The sequence below is a fragment of the Pauljensenia sp. 20925_1_25 genome, from assembly GCF_041433955.1.
In the GTDB taxonomy this organism is placed as follows: Bacteria; Actinomycetota; Actinomycetes; order Actinomycetales; family Actinomycetaceae; genus Pauljensenia.
This window is the reverse complement of sequence record NZ_JAPWCL010000020.1, coordinates 1-21,849: the sequence shown is the minus strand read 5'-3', so window position 1 is coordinate 21,849 and position 21,849 is coordinate 1. Positions and strand designations below refer to the sequence as shown.

Here is a 21,849-nt window from a genome sequence, read left to right as displayed (position 1 = left end):
CAGGCTCACCGGGCGCGAGCAACCCCGAGAACCCGGCCCAGGCCTCGTCACCGCACACCCACAGACCCGAGAGGATCACGATGCCCGACGACCAGTTCGACCGCGTCCCCCCACAGGACATCGACGCGGAGATGAGCGTCCTCGGGTCCATGATGCTGACAACCGAGGCCGCCAACGTCGTCTCCGAAATGCTGCGCGGCCAAGACTTCTACCAGCCCAGCCACGAGACCATCTTCAACACCATCGTCGAACTCAACGGCCGCGCAGAACCCGCCGACGCAATCACCGTCGCCGGCGAACTCAAGCGCACAGGCGTCCTCTCAAAGGTGGGCGGCGCCGCCTACCTGCACACCCTCATCGCCTCCGTCCCCACCGCCGCCAACGCCGCCTACTACGCGCGCATCGTGCGCGAACGCGCCATCATGCGCCGCCTCGTCACCGCGGGCACGCGCGTCGTCCAGCTCGGCTACGCGGACGCCGGCGGCGACGTCGACGAAATCGTCGACCAGGCGCAGGCCGAGGTCTACGCCGTCTCCGACGGACGCGAAACCAGCGACTACGTGTCCATGAACCAAATGAGCTCAGACGTCCTCAACACACTCGAAGAAATCGAGAAAAACAAAGGCAAACTCAACGGCGTGCCCACAGGCTTCACCGACCTCGACGAACTCACCCAGGGCCTGCACGGCGGCCAAATGATCATCGTCGCCGCCCGACCCGCCATGGGCAAATCTACGCTCGCCCTAGACTTCTGCCGCTCCGCCTCCATGAAACACGGCATCACCTCGCTGATCTTCTCACTGGAAATGAGCTCGCAGGAAATCGCCATGCGCATGCTCTCCGCCGAATCCGGCGTGCGCCTGTCCAAGATGCAGGCCGGCAAAATGAGCGACGTCGACTGGCGCAAGGTCGCCGAAACCACCTCACGCATGAGCGAAGCCCCCCTGTACGTCGACGACTCCGCAAACATCACCATCTCCGAAATCCGCTCGAAGTGCCGCCGCCTCAAGCAACAAGAAAACCTCGGCCTCGTCGTCATCGACTACCTCCAGCTCATGACAAGCGGCCGCCAAGTCGAGTCGCGCCAGCAGGAAGTCTCCGCGATGTCCCGAAACCTCAAGCTCCTGGCCAAGGACCTCGACATCCCAGTCATCGCAGTCTCACAGCTGAACCGAAACTCCGAGGGCCGCACCGACCGCAAACCCATGATGAGCGACCTGCGTGAATCCGGCTCACTCGAGCAGGACGCCGACATCATTATCCTGCTGCACCGCCCCGACTACTACGACAAGGAAGACCGCCCCGGCGAAGCCGACATCATCGTCGCCAAGCACCGCGCGGGCGCGACCGCGACCGTCACCGCCCTCTTCCAGGGCGACATGGCGCGCTTCGTCAACTACACGGGACGCCCAGAACCCGGCGTCGGCGGAGAGTAGAGGCAGTTCGCTCGCCGCGCTGCTTTGTGTGCCCGTGGGCGGCGGCCCGCCCGCTCGCCGTCCGCGCCGCGAGCCTTCGGCTCGGCGCGTCGTCTCGAAGCCCGGCCAGGCCCTGCCGCCACCCACGGGCACCGCAGCCCTGTCCTCCGGCGCCCTTCACACCGGCGGGGTTGCGGCAGCCTCCCATCGGGCGGTACTTGGTGTGCTCCGCTGGTGTTCCGGGCGCCTTCCGCACCAGTGGGACCAGGCCCTGAAGGCCTCGCGGCGGCCTCCCATCGGGCGGTACTTGGTGTGCTCCGCTGGTGTTCCGGGCGCCTTCGGGCCCGGCCGCCCGCCTGATCTCCGACCGCCGCGGGGCCTGCCCGCCCGCTCGCCGTCCGCGCCGCGAGCTTCGCTCGGCGCGTCGTCTCGAAGCCCGGCCAGGCCCTGCAGGCCCCGCGGCGTCCTCCAATCGGGCGGTACTTGGTGTGCTCCGCTGGTGTTCTGGGCGCCTTCGGGCCCTCCGGCGCCCTCCGCACCAGTGGGACCAGGCCCTGAAGGCCCCGCGGCAGCCTCCCATCGGGCGGAGCTTAGTGCCGCCGGGTGGTCCGCCCAGGCGTTGCCTCAGTCTCGGTGCGCCGCGCGCGCCAGGCGCTTAGCGCGCACGGAAGAGAGCAGCCAGTCGGCGCTCAGGCACGCCAGCGCCACCCACACGACGCCCATCGCGATCCAACGGAACATCGGTACTGTCTCGTGGAAGATGAACACGGCGACGAGGAGCTGCAGGGTGGGTCCCAGGTACTGTAGGAAACCCATCGTCCCCAGGGTCAGGCCTCGCGCCGCCGAGGCAAACATGATGAGCGGGATCATCGTCAGCGCACCCGCGCCCACCAAGAGGGCCAGGTGAAGGGGCCAGGACACCCCGGCCTCGTCGGAAGAGGCGATCGCGTGGAAGGACGTGGCGGACGTGGCCGCCAGATACGCGTAGTAACCGAGCAAGAAGGGAGAGACCGCCGCCGTCTCAATCACCATGCCCGCCAGCGGATCAACCCGCCCGGCGACATTCTTTTTCACAAGCGAATACAGGCCAAACGTCAGGGCAAGTGTGAGCGAGACGATCGGAACCGCGCGCTGGCCGACAACGAGGATGACGACGGCGACGACACCCAGCGCGAGAGCGATCTTTTGGATTGGCGTGACCCGCTCGCGCAGCACGATCAGACCCAGAGCAATCGTCACCAGCGGGTTGATGAAGTAACCGATCGCCGCGTCCGTCGTGTGCCCCGAGAGGACCGCGTACACGTACACCGACCAGTTGACGACGACGAGCGCGCCCGCGACCGCCAGGCGCCACAGGGCTCCCCGGTCGGCGATCAGCGCGCGCACCTTCCCCAGCGACCTCGTCACAGCGAGCGCAACCAAGCAGAAAAACAGGCCCCACACCGCCCTGTGGACGATCACCTCGACGGCACCGGCGGGGGAGAGCAGCGAAAAGTACAGGGGAAAGAAACCCCAGATGATATAGACGGCGACGCCGAGGGCAAGTGCGCGCGGTTCGTTCTTCTGGCTGCTCATGCACCCAGTGTATGAACATCGTGTGGGCAGCGGCCCTCGACGGGACGGTCATGGTCACCTGATGAGAATGCGTGACCACCTGCCTGATCGCCGGAGGTCAGGGAGGCCTCGTCGATGCCGAGGACCACGCTCAGGGCCTCCAGGTAGCGTTCCTGCTGGCTCTCCTCACCCGCCCGGCGCGCGAGCACAGTCGGGTTGTGGATAAGGCGCGCTGCCAGGTGGCGTAGTGCTCGGGCCGCGTCCTCGGTCGAGAGGGGAGCATCGCCAAGGCGGTCGATCTCCTCCTCGACGATGCGGAAGACGCGCGAGCGCAGGTGCCGCACGACGGGGTCCATGGAGCGTGCGCCAAGGCCGCGCTCGAAGGAGGAGACCTCCTCGTCGATGATGGCACGGGCGCGCGTCAGTGCGTCGGCATCCGCAGCCGGGACCGACGCCTGGATGGTCGGCAGGTCGATAAGCGTCACGTTCGGCAGTGAGGAGACAGAGCTTTCCGCGTCGCGCATGAGCGCGAGGTCCAGGACCACGGTGCACCCGGAGGCCGTAGCCATGTCGCGGGTCAGGACGGCGCTTCCGAGTCCCCGGCAGGTCACCACCAGGTCGGAGCGCTTGAGAGCGACGGGAAGGCTTGCGGACTCGACCCAGCCGATGCCTCGTCCCTGGGCGAATTCGCGGGCGCGCCCAGACGTCGAGTAGACGGACACGTCGGATGCGCCGAGCGCGCTCAGGGCGCTGACGGTCGCCCCCGCGTAGGCGCCCGTGCCGACGATGAGCACGCGGGTGGCCTCCCACGGCCCCAGGTGAGCTGCCGCCATGTCCAAGCCGACGGCGACGACCGAGCGTCCCGCCCCCGCCAGCCCGGTCTCGGTGGCGACGCGGCGCGAGGTGGCCGACGCCCGCTCGGCGGCGCGTCCCAGGTCGCAGCTCAGGGTCCCGTCCTCCCAGGCGGCGCGCGCGGCTCGGCGCATCTGCCCGGCGATCTCGCGCTCGCCGATGACCATGGACTCCAGCCCGGATGCCGTCGCGAAAAGATCGACGAGGCCGTCGCGGCCCCACAGGTGACGCAGCTGCACGTCCTCGCGCGGGGTGTGCGAGGCCTGGGCGAGTTCGCACTCCACCGCGTCCTTGAGTGCGTGGGGGTCGGCCGAGGTCGGGGCGTCGACGTAGATGGTGACGCGGTTACACGTGCGCAGGACCATGACTCCGCGCACCTGCGTCAGCGAGCGCATGAGCGTGGGGCCGAGGTCGGTCGCGCCGGAGAGTCGGGCGATATCGTCGAGGGGGGCGTAACGGTGGTCCGCGGAAAGCACATGAATAGTCACAACGCGTCCATTTAAAGGCACACGATTCGTGACAGCAGCTCCGAGAGGCGATTTATGTTGGTGACGCCCTGTCATTTTGCAATTGTGCCTCAATAAATGGCTATCTCGCGCGGATAAATCGGTCTCAGGGCCTGTCATTCCGCGCTTTTGTGGCGTACGAGAAATTGTCTTGAACTAGACTGGAAAACAACGGAAATGCGTGAATTAACGCATGAAAACATCATTAAATTAAGGGAGACACATGACGACGCCTCCGCTGCTGAGCGCCCTGACCGGGCAACGCGGGTCCACGCCCGTGTGGTTCATGCGTCAGGCCGGACGCTCCCTGCCGGAGTACCGCCAGCTGCGCGCCGACGTCGGCCTGCCCATGCTCGAGGCCTGCCTGCGCCCCGACGTGGCCGCCGAGGCGACGGTGCAGCCCGTGCGACGCCACGGCGTGGACGCGGGTATCTTCTTTTCGGATATCATGGTCCCCCTGCGCCTGGCCGGGGTGGGTGTCGAGATTGAGCCGGGTGTCGGCCCGATCCTCGACCATCCTTATCGCACGCGCGAGAGCATCGACGAACTACTGAGCCATCGCTACGGCGAGGGGTCTTGGACCGACTCCGCCGGGCGTGCGCGAGACTGCGCCGAAGGGGCTCAGGCGGTGCGTGACGGCGTCGCGACGGCGGTGCGAGAGCTGGACTCCACACCCCTCATTGGCTTTGGTGGTGCCCCCTTCACTCTGGCCGCGTACATGGTTGAGGGGCGTCCTTCCCGCGATCACATGGCTGCGCGGACTCTTGCTGCGTCCGACCCGGGCGCGTGGGACGCCCTTATGAGCTGGTGCGCGCGCGTGAGCGCCGACTTCATCACCTCTCAGATCGAGGCCGGGGCCAGCGCCGTGCAGCTCTTCGACTCGTGGGTGGGGTCCCTCTCGCCTCGTACCTATCGCGAATCCGTTGCGCCGTACTCGCGCATGGTCGCGCAGCGCGTCGCCGGTGCCGTTAGTCCCGTGACCGGCGAGCGCGCCCCGCTCATCCACTTCGGGACGGGCAGTGCCCCGATCCTGGCCGACATGGCCGAGGTCGGCGCGAACTGCGTGGGTGTCGACTGGAAGACGGACCTGTCGTGGGCCATCGCCCAGGTGCCCGGAAAGGCCGTGCAGGGAAACTTGGACCCCGCGCTGTTGCAGGCCCCGTGGCCCGTTATCGAACAGGCTGTTCGAGATATTCTCGACGCGGGGCGCTCCGCCCCCGGTCACGTCTTTAACCTCGGGCACGGCGTGCCGCCCACGACCGACCCCGACGTTCTGACGCGCATCGTCGAGCTGGTGCACGAGCTGGGTGATGCTCGATGAGCGCGCCTGATGCCATCCCCACCCACCCCGGCGCGGTCGTCGTCGGCGGAGGCATCGCCGGCCTCGTGAGCGCGTGGGAACTGGCCCGCGCGGGCGTGCGCCCCCTCCTCATCGAGGCGCGCGGCTACCTGGGCGGCCTCATCGCCCGAGGCACGGTCGGCGACGTGGACGTGGACCTCGGCGCGGAAACGTACGTCGTGCGCGGCACCGACACCTCGTCGATCGTGGACGCCCTGGGGTTGACCTCAGTCGAGCCCGCTGGCTCGGGCGCCCGCCTGTATGCTCCCGCCCTGCGCGGCGGCTGGGAGCTGCGCCCCTTCCTGCGCGACTCGTTCCTCGGTATCCCGGCCCACCCGGACGCACCCGACTGCGCGAGCGTCCTCGGCGAGGCCGGGGTGCGCCGGGCGCTGAAGGATCAGTCGATGGGTGGCGGCGTCGGCATGGACGAGGCCGGGGACACCCTGGCCGGTTTCGTGACCGCGCGCATGGGGCAGGCCGTGCTGGAGCGCTCGGTGCGTCCCATCATCGCGGGTATCTACACCGCCGACCCGACCATGCTGGCGACTGACACGGTCGCCCCCGGCCTGCGTGCGGAGACCGCCCGTCACGGGTCCCTGGCCGCAGCGGTCGCCGCGCGCCTGGCCGCCGCGGGATCGCGCCGCACCCCCGAAGCCTGCGTCGAAGGAGGCATGTTCGTCCTCGTTGACGCGCTGCGGACCGCCATCGAAGAGGCCGGGGGAACAGTCCTGACTCGCACGGGTGCGTTTGCGATGGCTCGCGAGGCCTCTGGATGGGTCCTCGAATGTGGGCCGACCAAGCCCGGGCCGACTCCCGGAGCCGAACCCGTGCCGGCCGGCCCGGGCGTGAGCGTCACGACTCAGCGCCTCGTCCTCGCCTGTAGTGCCAGCGCCGCCCTGCGCCTGGTGACCGAGGCGCGCATCCCAGGCCTCGTGCCCGATGTGAGCGTTCCCGAGGGAGCGCCCATCGCGCGCCTCACCCTGGCTGTACGCGCCCCCGAGCTGGATGACGCGCCCGTCTCCCAGGGCCTCCTGGTCGCACCCGCCCCCGCCGACGAGCGGCCCGTGGCGGCCAAGGCCCTGTCCCACCTCAATGTCAAGTGGCCGTGGCTTGCCGACCAGTGTGCGCCCCACACTCACCTGTTGCGCCTGTCCTACGGGCGCCTCGGCGAGACCGAACCCGACGTCACCGTCGAAGGCGCCCTGCGCGACATCCGCACGCTCACCGGCGTGGACATTGCGCCCGAGGCCGTCACCGATCACCTGCTCGCCCGCTGGAACGGCACGCTCCCGCCCCTGCCCCCCGAGTATCGCGCCCGCATGAACGCGCTCGAGGAGCAGGTGCGGGGCCTGGGCGGTGTGGCTCTCACGGGCGCCTGGGTCGCCGGAACCGGCATCGCATCCGTCGTCTCCCACGCCCGCGCGGGCGCGAAAGGACTGCTATGACCACGCGGACATTCGTTCTGGGAACCAGGGGATCGCGCCTGGCGCTCGCCCAATCCACCACCGTCGCGCGGGCGATCGAGGAGGCCGGGGCTCGCCTCGGCGAGGACGTGCGCGTTCAGCTGGAGGTCGTGCGCACGCACGGCGACGTCTCCGCGGCACCCCTGGCCGCGCTCGGTGGAGTGGGCGTGTTCGCCGCGCAGCTGCGGCTCGCCCTCCTTCAGGGGGAGTGTGACCTGGCCGTCCACTCCTTCAAGGACCTGCCCACTGCCCCCACGCCGGGGCTGCGCATCGCGGCCATCCCGCAGCGCGAAGACCCCCGCGACGCACTGTGCGCGGCCGACGGGGCAACCCTGGCATCCCTGCCGGAGGGCGCGCTCGTCGGCACGGGATCGCCCAGGCGCGCCGCCCAGGTGCTCGCCGTGCGCCCCGACCTGCGCGTGTGCGACCTGCGCGGCAACGTCCCCACGCGGCTTTCGCGCGTGCGTGGCATCGACCTGGGTGCCGACGCGGGCACCGCGCCCTCCGCACTCGGCACGGGTGATCGCCTCGATGCGGTCGTCCTCGCCCTCTCCGGGCTGCGGCGCATCGGCCTCGACGCCCACGCCACCGACGTGCTCGACCCCACCATCATGATGCCCGCCCCCTCGCAGGGTGCCCTCGCCATCGAAACGCGCGACGAGCCGGACCCGCTCCTTCGCACCCTCCTGGGCTCCCTCAACCACCGGCCGACCGCCCTCGCGGCCAGCGCCGAGCGCGCTGTTTTGTCCTCCCTCGGAGCAGGGTGTGCGGCACCCGTGGGCACCTTCGCCCGCGTGGACGAGGCCTCCTCAGCTCTCGTCCTTGACGCGCGCGTGATGAGCGTCGACGGGCGCGAGCGGGTCGAGGCGAGCGGCGCGCTCACGCTCACGGACGCGGTTGGTCTGGACGAGGCGGCTCGCCTCGGAGCCGACGTGGCGCGCCAGCTGCTCCAGCGAGGCGCTGCCGAGGTCACCGACCTGGGGGCGACGAAAGCGCCGAGGCACCCATTGTGAACGAACCTTTCGTGAGAGCGCCCCTGAACGGGCGGCGAATCCTCCTGACCCGAGTCAAACCCGATGACGCCATCGCTCGCGCCCTGCGCCTTGCCGGGGCGCGGGTGGATGCTCTCGCCCTCACCGTGTCGACGCCGCTGGACTCCGCGCAGCTCGACGCGGCCCGTGACCGCCTTATCGACGGGGAGTACGCGTGGGTCGTATTCTCCTCCTGGAGGTCCGCGCGTGCCGTCGCGGATGCCCTTCCACGGGCGCGCTCGCTTGGCACGCGCATCGCCGCCGTCGGAAAGGTCACGGCCCGATGGATCAGCGACCACGCGGGAGTCAGCGCCGACCTGACCGGTGGCGGGTCTGCCGCCGAACTGCTTCAGTACTTCCCAGCCCCGGACTCTGGCGCGCGCCCGATCCTCATCCCCAGGTCGGCGCTCGCCCCCGATACGCTGCCGGAAGGGCTACGCGCCCTCGGTTGGAGCGTCGAGGCCGTCGACGCCTACACCACTCTCCCCGCGGGCGCTGGTGATATTGACGCAGATATCGCGGAGAATTTCCGCGCGGGGTACTACGACGGCGCGGTGCTCACTGCATCCTCCCAGGCACGCGCCCTCCCCTCGCTCCTCGGCCTGCCGCCCCCCGAAACTCGGGTTGTGACCATCGGCGCGCCCACCGCCGCCACCGCCAGGCGTCAGGGAATCGCGGTCGCAGCCCAGGCCTCGTCCCCCACACCCGAAGCCATCGTCTGCGCCCTCGTCGACGCCCTCACCCGCCCCGCCCAAGCCGACGTACCTGAAGAAAGAAACTCATGACTACCGTCCCCGAATCCGTTACCTCCTACCTGGCCGAGGCCGGGGTGGACTGCGCCCCGATCCCGACGATTCGCCCGCGCCGCCTGCGCTCGACCCCCGCGATGCGCGCGCTCGTGCGCGAAACCCACGTCGACCCCGCCAAGCTCATCTGGCCCGTCTTCGTGCGCGACGACATCGACGAACCCCGCGAGATCGACGCAATGCCCGGCCAGTACCAGCACACGATCGACTCGCTGCGCCGGGCCGCAGCCGAGGCCGCCGAAGCCGGCGTGGGCGCCATCGACCTGTTCGGCGTGCCCTCCCACCGCGACGCGATCGGCTCCCAGGCGTGGGCGGAGGACGGGATCCTCAACCGTGGCCTCGCTGCCGTGCGCGCCGAGGTCGGCGACGCCCTGGTCGTGTGCGCGGACACCTGCCTGGATGAGTTCACCGACCACGGGCACTGCGGCCTCCTCGATGCCGAAGGCGGCGTCGATAACGACGCGACCCTGCCGCTCTACCAGGCGATGGCGATTTCCCAGGCGCGCGCGGGTGCGCACATGGTGTCGCCCTCGGGCATGATGGACGGCCAGGTCGCTGCGATCCGCGCCGCCCTCGACCAGGCGGGACACGCGGACGTCGCGATCCTCGCCTACTCCGCGAAGTACGCGTCCGCCTACTTCGGGCCCTTCCGCGAGGCCGTTGGCTCTACGCTCAAGGGCGACCGACGCACCTACCAGCAGGACCCCGCCAACCGACGCGAAGGCCTCTTTGAGGCGCTGCTTGACGCGGCCGAGGGCGCCGACATGCTCATGGTCAAGCCCGCCGGCCCCTACCTCGACGTGCTGGCCGACGTGGCCACTGCCTCTGATATTCCGGTCGCCGCCTACCAGGTGTCCGGCGAGTATGCGATGGTCGAGGCCGCCGCCGCCAACGGGTGGATCGACCGCACGCGCGTCATCGACGAATCCCTCACCGGCATTTTCCGCGCGGGCGCGGATTCCGTCCTCACCTACTGGGCCCTCGAGGTCGCCCGTCGGGTTCGCTGAGCTCTCGTCCCCGTCCTGCTGTTCCCTCTGACTCCTGATGAAGGTAGCTATGACCACTAACGAAACCGCATTCTCCCAAGCAAAATCCGTGATCCCCGGCGGCGTGGACTCGCCCGTGCGCGCCTTCGGCGGCGTCGGCGGCACCCCGCGCTTCATCGCGAGCGCGAGCGGCGCGCGCGTCACCGACGTCGAGGGACGCTCCTACGTGGACCTGGTCGGGTCGTGGGGCCCGGCGCTGCTCGGACACGCGCACCCCGAGGTGGTCTCCGCCGTCCAGGAGGCCGCCTCGCGCGGCCTGTCTTTCGGCGCACCCACCGAAACTGAGACGCTGCTGGCCAGCGCTGTGCGCGAGCGTGTGCCCTTCGCGCAGCGCGTCCGCTTCGTGTCGACGGGCACCGAGGCGACGATGACGGCGATCCGCCTGGCGCGCGGTGCCACGGGGCGCGACCTCATCGTGAAATTCGCCGGCAATTACCACGGTCATTCCGACGGCCTGCTCGCCGCCGCCGGCTCGGGCGTCGCCACCGGCGGACTGCCCGGTTCCGCGGGCGTCCCCGAGGCCATTACCGCGCAGACGATCGTCCTGCCCTACAACGATGTCGACGCCCTGCGCGCGTGCTTCGAGCAGGTGGGTGAGAGTATCGCCGCAGTCATCTTCGAGGGTGCCCCCGCCAACATGGGCACGGTCCCGCCCCACCCCGGGTGGAACCGAGAGATCCGCCGCCTGTGCACCGCGCACGGCGCGCTCATGATCCTCGACGAGGTCCTCACCGGCTTCCGCGTCGACCCCGCCGGCTGGTGGGGCCTCGAGGCCGTGGCCGGGTGGGTGGACGGCGCGCCCGCGGGCCGCTACGGCGCTGGTTTCGTCGATGCCTCCTCCGTCGAGCGCGCCGACTGGGTGCCCGACCTCGTGACCTTCGGCAAGGTCGTGGGCGGCGGCATGCCCCTGGCCGCCGTGGCCGGGCGCGCGGACGTCATGGACCTGCTGGCTCCCCTGGGCCCCGTCTACCAGGCGGGCACCCTCTCGGGCAATCCCCTGGCCACGGCCGCTGGCCTGCGCACCCTCGAACTGGCCGATCAGAGCGTGTACGACCGCGTCAATGCCTCGGCGCAGGAGATCAGCACGATCGTGTCGGACGCGCTCAGCGCTGCCGGCGTCGCGCACCGCGTCCAGCGCACAGGGTCGCTGTTCTCCGTCATGTTCGGCGAGGCCGCAGCAGCCTCGGGCGTGTACGACTACGACCAGGCGCGCGCCCAGGAGGCGTGGCGTTACGCTCCCTTCTTCCACTCCTTCCTGTCCTCGGGCGTGGCCCTGCCGCCCTCGGTGTACGAGGTGTGGTTCGTGTCCGGGGCTCACGGCGAGGCGGAGCTGGAGGCCATTGCCGCCGCGGCTCCGGCCGCCGCGCAGGCCGCCGCTGCGGCTCAGCCCGAGTAGCTAACCGCGCCGCGGCGTCTGTGCTGTGGATGGGTGAGGGGGCGGGAACCCTGTCGGATTCCCGCCCCCCTCGCGCGCGTGCAAACGTCAGTTGAGACTCTTCATGAAGTTCCACGCGATGACAAGCATCGCGCCGACCGGCTTGTTGGTCGTTGCCATGTCGCGCATTTCGTCAGCCGAGACGTCGGAACCGTAGCCGAAGGAGCTGCTCATGCCATCGACGGCCTGGTTGACCGCGTCGTCAGTCGCTTCCAGCAGGTTCAGGTTGCCCGCAGTTCGAATGAAGGACACGTGCCAGCCGGTCTTGTCCTTCACCGTGAACACGCCGAGGCGCTCGGGGTTGACCAGACCCTCCGTGAAGCGAACAGTCAGGTTCTGAGACTGGCTGCTCGTGTTCTTGTTGGACGAGCCGTAGCTGGAGCTAAAATCGGGGAAACCGACGGTAACCGTGTCGTTGTTGAAATCGACCTTGTAGTCGCCGTCGAAGGTGATGGACGTCGTACCGAAGCCGACGATCGCGCCGTCGGTGACCTTCGTGGAGGTCAGACCCCAGTGCACCTGGATACCTGCGCCGATGTTCATGTCCGAGCCGGAGCCAGTGCCTCCGTAGACCGCGGCAATGCGGCGCTCGGGCAGGTCAAGGTAGCGGTAGAAGTCCTTGTCACCCATGCCGGCGCCGTTACGCAGGGCGTCAACCAGGCCAGAGACGGCCTCCTCGGCGGAGGAAGCCCCCTTCACATCGGTGAAGTCAGCGTCGTAGTTGGGACGGATGGAGCTGGTCGGGTACATCTGTTCGGCCATCGTCATCGCCGGGGAGATGTACCACTTGCCGTCTTCCTTCACGGACACGATCGTCAGCGTGTCGAGATCGAGCTGACCCAGGATGTTGCCACTAAACGTGGATTCCTTCGAGAGCGAGGACTTCATGTCGTCGAGCATCGAGGATTCGTTTGCCGTGAGCTTCTCGCCCTTGGCTTTCTCGTAGTTCTGACGAATCTTATCGACGAGTTCCGGCTTGATGGTGACCTCGCCTTCCCACTTCGTGATCGTGATGAGGCTCAGGTTCTCCGACTTCTCGTCGACCGTATATTCGATGGTGGACTTGCTGAGGTCGATCTGGCCGATGTAGTCGGCCAATGCCTCGGGACTCACCAGCTTCGACCAGTCGGCCTTGCCGTTGGCCTTGTAATCCTTCTGCCAGGTCGTTGCTGCCTTCAGCTCCGAGGGCGACAGGGCCGTGGCCAGCGACGTCAGTTTATTGGAGCCGAACGCCGAATTAATGGAGTTGGCCAGCGCGGTGGGGCTGGCGAAACCGCCGGAGGTGGAGAGCGAGTGGGCGAGGGCGAACGCGCCGCCGCCAATGATGACCAGGACTGCGGCGACGATCGCGGCGATCAACGCCGTTGCCTTGTTGTTCTTCTTGCGGGGAGCCTGGGGCATCTGGCCGTTGAAACCCGCCTGCTGGGGCATCTGACCCTGGAATTGCTGACTGGGCTGGGGAACTTGGCCCTGGAATTGGCCGGTGTTCCCCGGCTGACCGAACTGGCCGCCGTAGTGAGGGTTTGACATTGTTGACACCTTTCGCAGACAGGAAGTTAACTGTGCATTGTGTCATGCTTGTCAGGAATTGGCAATCCTTCTATCAGATGGTCAATATGCGCATGTCGGAGCCATAATCGCCGCTTGTCATATCGCCCTTATTGTTGAGGCGAGTGTTTATGTAAAGAAAAAGCGCGGCACCTCGGTGGTGCCACGCTGGCAGGGGAGGGGCGCGCGGAACTCACGCGCCCCGCAGTGTCTCAGGCGCGCGTGCGAGCGATCGAGAGGAGCGCGGGGGAGACGATCAGAGCAGTCAGGGCGACGACGACAGCGAGAACAGCGGAAGCGATCGAGCCGACCTGGAGGGCGGCGGCCATGCCGAGGCCGGCGAGGATGACGACGAGGGCGATGAAGACGGAGGCCGAGGTGGTGGCCTGGCTCATGGTGGGGGCGGTTTCAGCCTTGACGATCTGGTTCATGAGGTTCTCCTTGTGAGTGTCTTCGCACGGATGCGCGAAGCGCGCCCCGCACGCCAGCGTGTTGTGTGGGCCTCTTGGCCCGCGCCGCCCGGGTGGGCGGCTCTGCATCAAAAAACGGGGCCGACGTGTTGTCGCCCCCGTTGGTGCATCACCAATTCTACGCGCAAATAACCGCATGGTCTATACCGCACAAGTGCTTGTTAGGGAGTGCACAGACGCCGCGTCAAGAGTCTTTCGAGGATGGCTGCGACGTCAAAAAATAGGGTTCCGATGAATATGTCGCTTCATGCACGTGTGCCCGAGTGGATGATCCACCCGGGCACACAATGTCACTCGGTTCGTGCCACATTCATGGCTTGGAGACCCTTGGGTCCCTCAATCACCTCATATTCGACCCTCTCGCCCTCAAGAAGAGTGCGGCGCCCAGATTGGCCGATAATGGTTGAATAGTGCACGAAGATGTCGCCAGATTTGTCATCGGGAGTGATGAACCCGAAGCCTTTGGCGTCGTTGAACCACTTAATGGTTCCGGTAGCCATGGACCCTCCTTCGTGTTCGCCCCAACGCTGGGGCACCGGTCGGTCTCGCCTGCGGAAACCGACGCGATCCCGCCCGCGCGCCCCGGCGTCTCTCACACACCCGCGCACAGCGTGTGGAATCACACTCTTACGGTACCGCACTTCGACGCAAAATGTGTCTGACCTGCGAAAACGTGACCAAGTATCGTCTGTGGCGGCAGGTTAGTTTGTTGAGGTGAGACGAACCGGAACGATAGCCTGCACGTCCTCACCCTCGAAGGTCACGTTCCCGATCGCCACGTCCACCCCGAAGACGCTCGCGAGGGTATCCGTGTTCATCACGGAGGACGCCGGACCGACCACGGCCTCGTGCGTGGAGGAGAAGAGTGCGACCTGGTCCGCGATGCGCAGGGCGTGCGCCGGGTAGTGCGTGTTCATGATAACGGCGAGGCCTCGGTCCCTCACGAGGCGCTCGAGGAGTCCCAGGACGATGAGCTGGTTGCGGAAATCGAGGCCGGTCTCCGGCTCGTCGAGCACGAGGACGCGTGGGTCGGCGACGAGCGCTCGGGCGATGAGGATCATCTGGAACTGGCCGCCCGACATGGTCGCGCAGGGCATCTCGGCCAGGTGGGAGGCGCCCACCTCGTCGAGGACGTCGCGGGCCATGCGCTCCTCGCGCGCGCCGGGCTGAGCGAGGGTGCGCATATGCGGGGCTCGCCCGACCATCACCATTTCGAGGCCGGTGAGCGCCACGTTGGAGGCGTTGCGGGCCTGCGGCACGTAGGACAGGACACGGCCCAGCGCCCGGGTCGACATCGACGAAATGGGGGTGCCGTCGATGAGCGTGCGGCCGCTATCCCACTTCTGCAGGCCGATCATGGTGCGCAGCAGCGTCGTCTTTCCCGCGCCGTTGGGTCCCAGGATCGCCAAGAGCGAGCGCTCGGGCACCTCGAAGGACACGTTCGTCAGGATCGGGGAGGGGGCACCCGGATAGGTGAAGGTCGCGTTTTCGACACTGATCATCGCGCTCCTCCCGTCCGGCGCAGCAGCACGATGAAGAAGGGCGCACCGATGATGGCCGTCAGGATCGAAATGGGGATTTCCGAGGCCGACAGGGAGCGTGCGAGCGTGTCGATGACGATCATGAGCGCCGACCCGAGCAGCAGTGAGACCGGAATGACCGCGCGGTTGTTCTGTCCGCACAGCATGCGCGCGCAGTGTGGCACGAGCAAGCCGACCCAACCGACCTGGCCGCACATCGAAATGACCGAGGCCGTGATGACCGTCGAGGCGATGATGAGGACGGCGCGCATGAGGGAGACGTTCACGCCGGCTGAGCGGGCCTCATCCTCTGAAAGGGAGAGAATATTGAGCTGCCAGCGCAGTGCCACGATGACGACGACACCTGCGATGATGAAGGGTGCGCCCAGCGCGATCTGGTGGTAGGTGACCGCGGCGAGTGAACCCATGAGCCAGTAGGTGATCTCGGGGAGCTGACTCGTCGGATCGGCCGTTAGCTTGAGGAGCGAGAGGACCGCGTTCGCCAGGGCGGAGACGATGACGCCGCCGAGCACGAGCGTGATGACGTTGAACGCGCCCGTGCGCGTGCGCGAAATAGCCGTCGTGAAAGCCATCGTCGCCAGGCCCGCCGCAAGGGCCGCGGCCTGCACGCCGATCAGGTTCCAGTCCAGCAGCAGAGCGATCACCGCGCCGACGCACGTGCCCGCCGCGACGCCCAGGGTGTCCGGCGTGGCCAGGGGGTTGGAGAAGAGCGACTGGAAGGAGGCACCCGCGACGGATAGGCCCCCGCCGATCAGGATCGCCACGATGATGCGCGGTGCCCGCAGGTCAAACACGACTGAGTTGATGCGGGGCGACACCGATGGTCCGCCCCAAAACCTCGCGCGCAGCGCCGCGACCACGTCCTCCAGAGACACGGAGAAACGACCAATCAACATGGCCGCCGCCGCGCACGCGACGATGAGGGCGACCAGCGTGGGGACCACCCACACGCGCAGCCGCCCATTCTTGGTCAACACAGATGCCATGATGTCCTCTTCCCGACACTTACTGGGCGTCTCACCGCACAAGGGACCCCGGCCTCGTCGAAGGGAAAAACGAGGCCGGGGACAGGTGTTAGGACGCGGTGTCGGGGTTGATAATCGTGCGGGCCTGTTCGTCCGTCAGCGTGAAGTTGTACATCTTCTGGTAGTAGTCCTTCGTCATCGACACGAGGTCAACGTCGGAGAACTGCTCCGGGTACAGGGACGCGCCGATCCAGTTGGCGACAATGGGGGCATCCGGGTTCGGGGTGAACCAATTCCACATACCCAGGCCGGTGGAGTAGACGCGGCCGGACTTCACGGAGCTGAGGGTCGAGAAGTCCACGCCCTGCACCGAGTTCGTCAAGACGGAGTTCGCCGTCATGTTCGACATGCCCTTGCCGGTGACGAGGAGGACCTGGGGATCCCACGTGAGGACCTGCTCGAAGGTGACCGGCGTATGCGAGGTGTCCGTGTCGCTCGAGACGTTCGTGTAATTCAGAGAGTCGGCCCATTCATTGGTGAACCAGCCGTCCTTTCCGCCCGCGACCGCGAGCTGGCCGTCGGCCGCGCCCATGAGCACCATCGTCGAGACGCGCTGGTCCTCGGGCACCTTCGCGGTGCGCGCGCGAGCGTCGGCGACCAGATCCTTGCCGAGCGTGATCTTGTCAGCCATATGGCCATCCTCGTTAAAGACGTCCTCGAGGAGTTCCATCCACTCCGTGTACGTCTCCGACGGGTTCCCCATCGTTGTGAAACCGACGGCTGGGATGCCCGCCTTGCGGAACATTTCGCCGTGTTCCTTGTTGAAGGCGTTGTAGAAAACGACGTCGACGTCCAGGTTGAGCAGGGCCTCGGCGTTGAGCTCGCCCTTGTCGTAGTAGCTGGTGTCCACCTGCATCATGTCGGGCGCCATCTCGGCGGCGATCGTCTGGCTCATGGCCTTCACACGGGCGGCGCTCATGCCCACCAGGTAGGGGGCCTTGCCGTCGAAGTAGGCCAGGTAGGTGGATTCGATGGGGATCTGGTCGATGGCGACGCGGGTGATCGTGGCGGGCAGGACGACCTCGTTGCCCGCGTGGTCGGTGATCGTGCGTGTTGACGATGCGTCCGGGGTGGTGGTCTGTGACTGGGCGGTGGAGCCGAAGCTGCCCGCGCAGGCAGTGAGGGCCAGGGCAGCGGTGGTCAGGATCGCGGTCAGCGTGGCGAGGCGTGTCTTCATTGTGTCCTCTCGCATGTCAGGGATTATGAGGGAGATACTACACAAAATTAGGCGCTCCTCACAAGAGTGAGTACGGCATTATGATATGGTGTTTTTTCCTTGGTTTCTTGCGCGTGTTGTTGGTGCGCGAGGCACGGCCACGGCCTCGTCGATAAAGGACGAGGCCCAGGCTGGGACGCAGATGTGCACGCCTCCTTTTACTCTGGCGGCGTCGGGTGAGGTGCCTGGCGTGAGTGGAAGGAACGTATCGTGGGTGAGAGTCTGGACCTGGAGCGTGCCCTCGTCATTGGGGTTGCGTCCAGCGCACTGTTTGACCTGGCAGAGTCGGACGCAGTCTTTCGCGAGCAAGGGGAAGAGCAGTACCGGGCGTATCAGCGTGAGCACCTGGATGACGTGCTCGCACCCGGCGTCGCCTTCCCCTTTATACGGCGCCTCCTGGACCTGAACGCCCTGTCGGAGACCGAGCGCCTCGTCGAGGTCGTCATCCTCTCGCGCAACGACCCGGAGACTGGGATGCGCGTCATGCGGTCGGTCCAGAGCCACGGCCTGGACATCACGCGCGCGATCTTCATGCAGGGCCACGCGCCCTACCTCTATATGGGACCGTTGAAGATGTCCCTGTTCCTTTCCGCGAACGAGGCCGACGTGCGCGAGGCGACCGAGCTGGGGTTTGCGGCGGGGCATGTCGTGGGCCGATCTGTCCCTGACGACGGGGACTCGGACCTGCGTATCGCCTTTGACTTCGATGGGGTCCTGGCCGATGATTCGGCCGAGCGCGTGTTCCAGAGTGAGGGTCTGGATGAATATCAGGAAAGCGAGCGCGCCCTGGCCGAGGTGCCGCTCGAGCGCGGCCCGATGGCGGATTTCCTGGAGAAAATCAACCGGATCCAGGGGATCGAGGACGCCCGGTGCGTCAGCGAGCCACAAGGGTATCAGCGCAGGGTCCGCGTCGCGGTCGTCACTGCCCGAAGCGCCCCCGCTCATGAGCGGGCGATCAACTCGATCCGGCAATGGGGACTGCGCGTCAACGATGCCTTCTTCCTGGGCGGTCTCCCGAAGGGGCCTATCCTGGAGGTTTTGGAGCCTCACATTTTCTTCGACGACCAACGACGCCACGTCGAGGGCGCGTCGCGCTCAACCCCGAGCGTCCACATCCCCTTCGGGGAGATCAACAGAGAGTAGGGGTGTCGGCGAACCTTTGGGTCGCCCGGCCCGGCGGTCGCAGATGAGGGCGCGTCCTGGGAGACTAGGTACATGAGTAACCACGCGCGCGACGCACGCCGCCTCACTCCTGTTGAGGTGGCGACCGCAGGCGCGCTCTCGGGCCTGGCCGTCACCTTCGGTCTCATCGCCGCCGTCACGCCCGTCTTTCAACTCTTCTTCCAGGTAGCCACGGCCGTCCCCCTCGCCATGGTTTCCCTCAAACTGCGCGCCCGCGCCTCCATCGCGGCTTTTGCCTCCACCGTCCTCCTGGCCATCGCCGTCGGCGGATTCGCCACCGCCGGCAGAGCCTTCCAAGCCGCCCTCATCGGCCTCATCATTGGTGTTCTCCACAAGAAACGTGCCACCTGGCTGAGCGTCGGCGCGGTCGCCGCCGGCCTCGGCCTCGTCTGGGGCGTCGGGACCGGTATCGCCTTCTGGTTCCTCGTCGACCTGCGCAACCTTGGCCTCGAAAGCATCCAAAAAACACTCAACGGCTTCCTCACACTCGTCGGCCGCATCCCCGGATTCGGTTGGTTCGTCGACGCAGGCCATTTTCTGAGCCAATGGTTCGTCGACTTCTGGTGGGTGTGGCTGCCCATCACCCGATTCATCGGCGTCGCCTTCCTGGTCCTCGCCGCGCGCTGGCTCCTCGGCGCGATCCTGCGCCGCATCACCCTCGACGACGGGTGGGACCCGCTCCTGGACGCGCCCGGCCGCCCCAACTATGCTCCCGCCGGAACCACACAATCCGAGGAGGACGCGGGACCCGGGGAGAGGACCCCAGCCTCGCCCCTGCCCCTAACTCTCACCGACGCTTCCTTCACCTACCCGGGCGCCGACCACCCCGCGCTGCGCGATGTCACGCTCCGCTTCGAGCGCCCCGAATACACGGTCATCGTCGGACACAACGGCTCCGGCAAGTCCACCCTCGCCCTCCTCCTCGCCGGTGCCACCCCCAGCGAGGGGACGCGCACCGGCGGCGGCATGCTCGGCCAGGTCGGCGGCACCGCCCTGGTCGGACAGCGCTCCGAACTGCTGGTCCTCGGCCAGAACGTCGCCGAAGACGTCACCTGGGGCATGAGTGCTAGCGACGCGCGGGCCCTCGACCTCGAAGCCCTCCTGGCGCGCGTGGGCCTGGATGGCCTGGCCGACGCCGACCCGCGCTCCCTCTCCGGCGGGCAGCTGCAACGCCTCGCGCTCGCAGGGGCACTCGCCCGCTCGCCGCGCCTGCTCATCTCCGACGAATCCACCGCCATGATCGACCGCGACGGGCGCGCCGACATGCTCGATCTCCTCGCCTCCCTGCCCGACACCGGCATCGCCGTCGTCCACATCACCCACGACCCCGCCGAAGCCGCGCGCGCCGACCGCGTCATCACAGTCGATGGAGGGCGTGTTCTCTCCGACGTGCCCGGCTCCTCCTCCATCGACGAGGCCGTGGCCGGGAATGCGCGCCCCGTTATCCCCGAGGAGGAATCCCGGGGAGCGACCCGCGACGTAAGCAAGACACGAGAAGCGACCACGGCCTCGTCCGCTAAAGAGGGGGGCGAGCGCGCGTGGGGAACCCCGACCCTCACGAATACGGAGCACCTGTGGGCGGACCGAGTCGCACACACCTATGACCTCGGGACACCGTGGGAGAAACCCGTCCTGCGCGACGTCAGCCTGATCCTCGAACCCGGGCAGGCGATGCTCATCACCGGCGACAACGGGTCGGGCAAGACGACACTCTCACGCATCCTCACCGGGCTGCTGGTCCCGACGTGGGGAAACGTGACCCTCGGCGGGACCCCCATGGAACGCCGGGTCGGCGACGTCGCCCTGTCCATGCAATTCGCGCGCCTCCAACTTCAGCGCCCCTCCGTGCGTTCTGACATTCTCGCCGCCGCCGGGCACGGCCCGCGCATCGGCAGCGGTGCGGGGCGTCGCAAGAAAGGACTGAGCCGTGAGGACGGCGACCGGATCGTCGCGCAGGCCATGAACCTGGTGGGACTTGACCCTGCCCTGGCCTCGCGCGGCATCGACGATCTCTCCGGCGGCCAGATGCGGCGCGTCGCCCTGGCCGGGCTGCTCGCCTCCAATCCGAGCGTCCTCATCCTTGACGAACCCATGGCGGGACTCGACATGGCCTCGCGCGAACTGCTCATCTCCGTGCTCGACGAGCGCCGACGCGCTGGGCTGTCCATTCTTGTTATTTCCCATGACCTCGAAGGCATGGACGCGCTGTGTGACACCCACCGACACCTGCATGAAGGGGTGCTCGCATGAACGATCCTCACTCCTCATGCGGGGCGACCGGCCCCGGCGGCGGTGCCACCCACGGGTGGTTTCCCACCGATCCGGCCCAGAGTCCCGGTGTGGGCGGCGAACCCTGTCTGCGCCGCAAGCCGCGGCGAAGCACGGGCATGAGTCTGCCTCGTCCATTGCCGTGGCAGACCGTCCTCGGGCGCGCGTGGCCAGGCACGCTCATCGCCTGCTGGACGGCTCTCACGACGTGCGTCATCCTGCAACCACGCTGGTCAACCCTGGCGATCGTCGGTGGTCTCCTCGCCGTCGCCTCCATGGCTATTCGTCTGCCTCGCAGCGTCGTACCGCGCCCTCCCATGTGGCTGATCTCCGGCTTCGCCGGAGGGTGTATCGGCGCGTGGCTGGGCGATGGACTCGAGGTGTTCTTACGGATCTCTGTCCTGGCGCTCGTCGTCCTGTGGGGATCCGCGCTCATCGCCTGGGTGACGCCCACTGCGGCGCTCGCAGGAGCGCTGCGGGTCTTCCTGCGGCCGCTGCGCGTGGTCGGCGCGCCCGTCGATGAGTGGTCACTCGTCATGGCCTCCGCTCTGCGCGGCCTGCCGATGCTGCGCGACCAGGCCCAGGCCGTGCTCGACACGGCGAAGCTGCGCCTCGGCCAAGATGTCGCCACCCTGTCCCTCGGTGGCTACGCGCGTCTCAGCGTCGACGTGATCACGGCGATCCTGTCCGCGGCCTCGCGCGGTGCCGCCGAGACCGGGCGAGCCATGTCCATGCGCGGTGCCCTGGATGCCGTTGGCGAGGTCGGCGGCAGTGTACCGAAGCGACGTACTCGGCTTGGATGGGTGGACGCGTGCGTGTTCGCTGCGACCCTGTTGGGTGTGGGTGGCGTCGTTGCGTGCGCGTTGATGCTGTAGGCTTTATGTCGATTTTTCGGTGTGATTGCAATGGTTTTATGTCCTGTGGGTTCAGTATGTGTCCCGGGTCATGTTCTGCTGATTTGACGTGAGGCGCTAAAACCCCCTATTCTTTCTGGGTACGCGCGAGTGGCGGAATAGGCAGACGCGCACGGTTCAGGTCCGTGTTCCAGTGATGGAGTGGGGGTTCAACTCCCCCCTCGCGCACGATGAAACCGCAGATCCTTCGGGATCTGCGGTTTTTGTTTTCCTCACCGTGCGTGGCCAGTGCGCGGGT

18 protein-coding genes and 1 tRNA gene are annotated in these 21,849 nt (G+C 67.4%); 11 read left to right on the top strand and 8 right to left on the bottom strand.

Translation table 11 applies throughout. From position 1 onward, the window contains the following. Nucleotides 1-80: 80 nt before the first annotated feature. Nucleotides 81-1,436: a replicative DNA helicase gene (gene dnaB, locus O3932_RS08715; protein ID WP_314736581.1), complete on the top strand. Its 1,356-nt coding sequence runs from the start codon at nt 81-83 to the stop codon at nt 1,434-1,436. Between the two features lie 603 nt (nt 1,437-2,039). Here dnaB and rarD read toward each other — a convergent pair. Both rarD and O3932_RS08705 read right to left on the bottom strand, forming a co-directional pair. Further along, nucleotides 2,040-2,990 (bottom strand): EamA family transporter RarD, encoded by a 951-nt coding sequence (gene rarD, locus O3932_RS08710; RefSeq protein WP_371537765.1) that lies wholly within the window; start codon nt 2,988-2,990, stop codon nt 2,040-2,042. Then, nucleotides 2,987-4,309, bottom strand: coding sequence for a glutamyl-tRNA reductase (locus O3932_RS08705; RefSeq protein ID WP_371537763.1), 1,323 nt, complete (start codon nt 4,307-4,309; stop codon nt 2,987-2,989). Before O3932_RS08705 ends, rarD begins: the two co-directional genes overlap by 4 nt. A 241-nt stretch (nt 4,310-4,550) precedes the next feature. Between O3932_RS08705 and hemE the strand changes: the two genes are divergently transcribed. The 6 genes from hemE to O3932_RS08675 are packed head-to-tail and all read left to right on the top strand — an operon-like array spanning nt 4,551 to nt 11,408. Beyond that, complete coding sequence (gene hemE, locus O3932_RS08700) at nt 4,551-5,648, top strand: uroporphyrinogen decarboxylase (protein WP_371537760.1); 1,098 nt, start codon at nt 4,551-4,553, stop codon at nt 5,646-5,648. After that, nucleotides 5,645-7,111 carry an NAD(P)/FAD-dependent oxidoreductase gene (locus O3932_RS08695; protein ID WP_371537758.1) on the top strand — a complete coding sequence of 489 codons (1,467 nt, stop codon included), beginning with the start codon at nt 5,645-5,647 and terminating at the stop codon, nt 7,109-7,111. Before hemE ends, O3932_RS08695 begins: the two co-directional genes overlap by 4 nt. Then, nucleotides 7,108-8,142 carry a hydroxymethylbilane synthase gene (gene hemC / locus O3932_RS08690; RefSeq protein ID WP_371537756.1) on the top strand — a complete coding sequence of 345 codons (1,035 nt, stop codon included), beginning with the start codon at nt 7,108-7,110 and terminating at the stop codon, nt 8,140-8,142. The genes O3932_RS08695 and hemC overlap by 4 nt, the downstream gene beginning before the upstream one ends. 11 nt (nt 8,143-8,153) lie before the next feature. Next, the gene (locus O3932_RS08685) at nt 8,154-8,945 is read left to right on the top strand and encodes a uroporphyrinogen-III synthase (RefSeq protein ID WP_371537754.1); all 792 of its coding nucleotides are present in this window, start codon (nt 8,154-8,156) and stop codon (nt 8,943-8,945) included. Continuing rightward, complete coding sequence (hemB, locus tag O3932_RS08680) at nt 8,942-9,973, top strand: porphobilinogen synthase (protein ID WP_371537752.1); 1,032 nt, start codon at nt 8,942-8,944, stop codon at nt 9,971-9,973. Before O3932_RS08685 ends, hemB begins: the two co-directional genes overlap by 4 nt. Nucleotides 9,974-10,022: 49 nt before the next feature. Beyond that, nucleotides 10,023-11,408 carry a glutamate-1-semialdehyde 2,1-aminomutase gene (locus O3932_RS08675; RefSeq protein WP_371537749.1) on the top strand — a complete coding sequence of 462 codons (1,386 nt, stop codon included), beginning with the start codon at nt 10,023-10,025 and terminating at the stop codon, nt 11,406-11,408. A gap of 87 nt (nt 11,409-11,495) precedes the next feature. Here the strand turns inward: O3932_RS08675 and O3932_RS08670 are convergent, their stop codons facing one another. From O3932_RS08670 to O3932_RS08645, 6 genes are all read right to left on the bottom strand, one after another. Beyond that, entirely contained in the window at nt 11,496-12,977 is a 1,482-nt protein-coding gene (locus O3932_RS08670) for a hypothetical protein (RefSeq protein WP_371537746.1), read from the bottom strand. A 230-nt stretch (nt 12,978-13,207) separates the two neighbouring features. After that, the gene (locus O3932_RS08665) at nt 13,208-13,426 is read right to left on the bottom strand and encodes a hypothetical protein (RefSeq protein WP_371537743.1); all 219 of its coding nucleotides are present in this window, start codon (nt 13,424-13,426) and stop codon (nt 13,208-13,210) included. A 329-nt stretch (nt 13,427-13,755) separates the two neighbouring features. Further along, nucleotides 13,756-13,965, bottom strand: coding sequence for a cold-shock protein (locus O3932_RS08660; RefSeq protein WP_314736591.1), 210 nt, complete (start codon nt 13,963-13,965; stop codon nt 13,756-13,758). A gap of 201 nt (nt 13,966-14,166) precedes the next feature. Next, on the bottom strand, nt 14,167-14,967 hold the full coding sequence (locus tag O3932_RS08655; RefSeq protein WP_314736592.1) for an ABC transporter ATP-binding protein: 801 nt from the start codon (nt 14,965-14,967) through the stop codon (nt 14,167-14,169). Then, nucleotides 14,964-15,992 carry a FecCD family ABC transporter permease gene (locus O3932_RS08650; protein WP_371537740.1) on the bottom strand — a complete coding sequence of 343 codons (1,029 nt, stop codon included), beginning with the start codon at nt 15,990-15,992 and terminating at the stop codon, nt 14,964-14,966. Before O3932_RS08650 ends, O3932_RS08655 begins: the two co-directional genes overlap by 4 nt. 88 nt (nt 15,993-16,080) lie before the next feature. Beyond that, the gene (locus O3932_RS08645) at nt 16,081-17,208 is read right to left on the bottom strand and encodes an ABC transporter substrate-binding protein (protein WP_371537783.1); all 1,128 of its coding nucleotides are present in this window, start codon (nt 17,206-17,208) and stop codon (nt 16,081-16,083) included. Nucleotides 17,209-17,457: 249 nt separating this feature from the next. Between O3932_RS08645 and O3932_RS08640 the strand changes: the two genes are divergently transcribed. The 4 genes from O3932_RS08640 to O3932_RS08625 all read left to right on the top strand — a co-directional run bounded on the left by O3932_RS08640 (nt 17,458) and on the right by O3932_RS08625 (nt 21,779). After that, nucleotides 17,458-18,390 (top strand): 5'-nucleotidase, encoded by a 933-nt coding sequence (locus tag O3932_RS08640; protein WP_009647417.1) that lies wholly within the window; start codon nt 17,458-17,460, stop codon nt 18,388-18,390. Nucleotides 18,391-18,462: 72 nt separating this feature from the next. Continuing rightward, entirely contained in the window at nt 18,463-20,679 is a 2,217-nt protein-coding gene (locus O3932_RS08635; protein ID WP_371537738.1) for a DUF2232 domain-containing protein, read from the top strand. Continuing rightward, nucleotides 20,676-21,572, top strand: coding sequence for an energy-coupling factor transporter transmembrane component T (locus tag O3932_RS08630; RefSeq protein ID WP_371537735.1), 897 nt, complete (start codon nt 20,676-20,678; stop codon nt 21,570-21,572). Before O3932_RS08635 ends, O3932_RS08630 begins: the two co-directional genes overlap by 4 nt. 123 nt (nt 21,573-21,695) lie before the next feature. Continuing rightward, a tRNA-Leu gene (locus O3932_RS08625) sits at nt 21,696-21,779 on the top strand. The last annotated feature ends 70 nt before the right edge of the window (nt 21,780-21,849 follow it).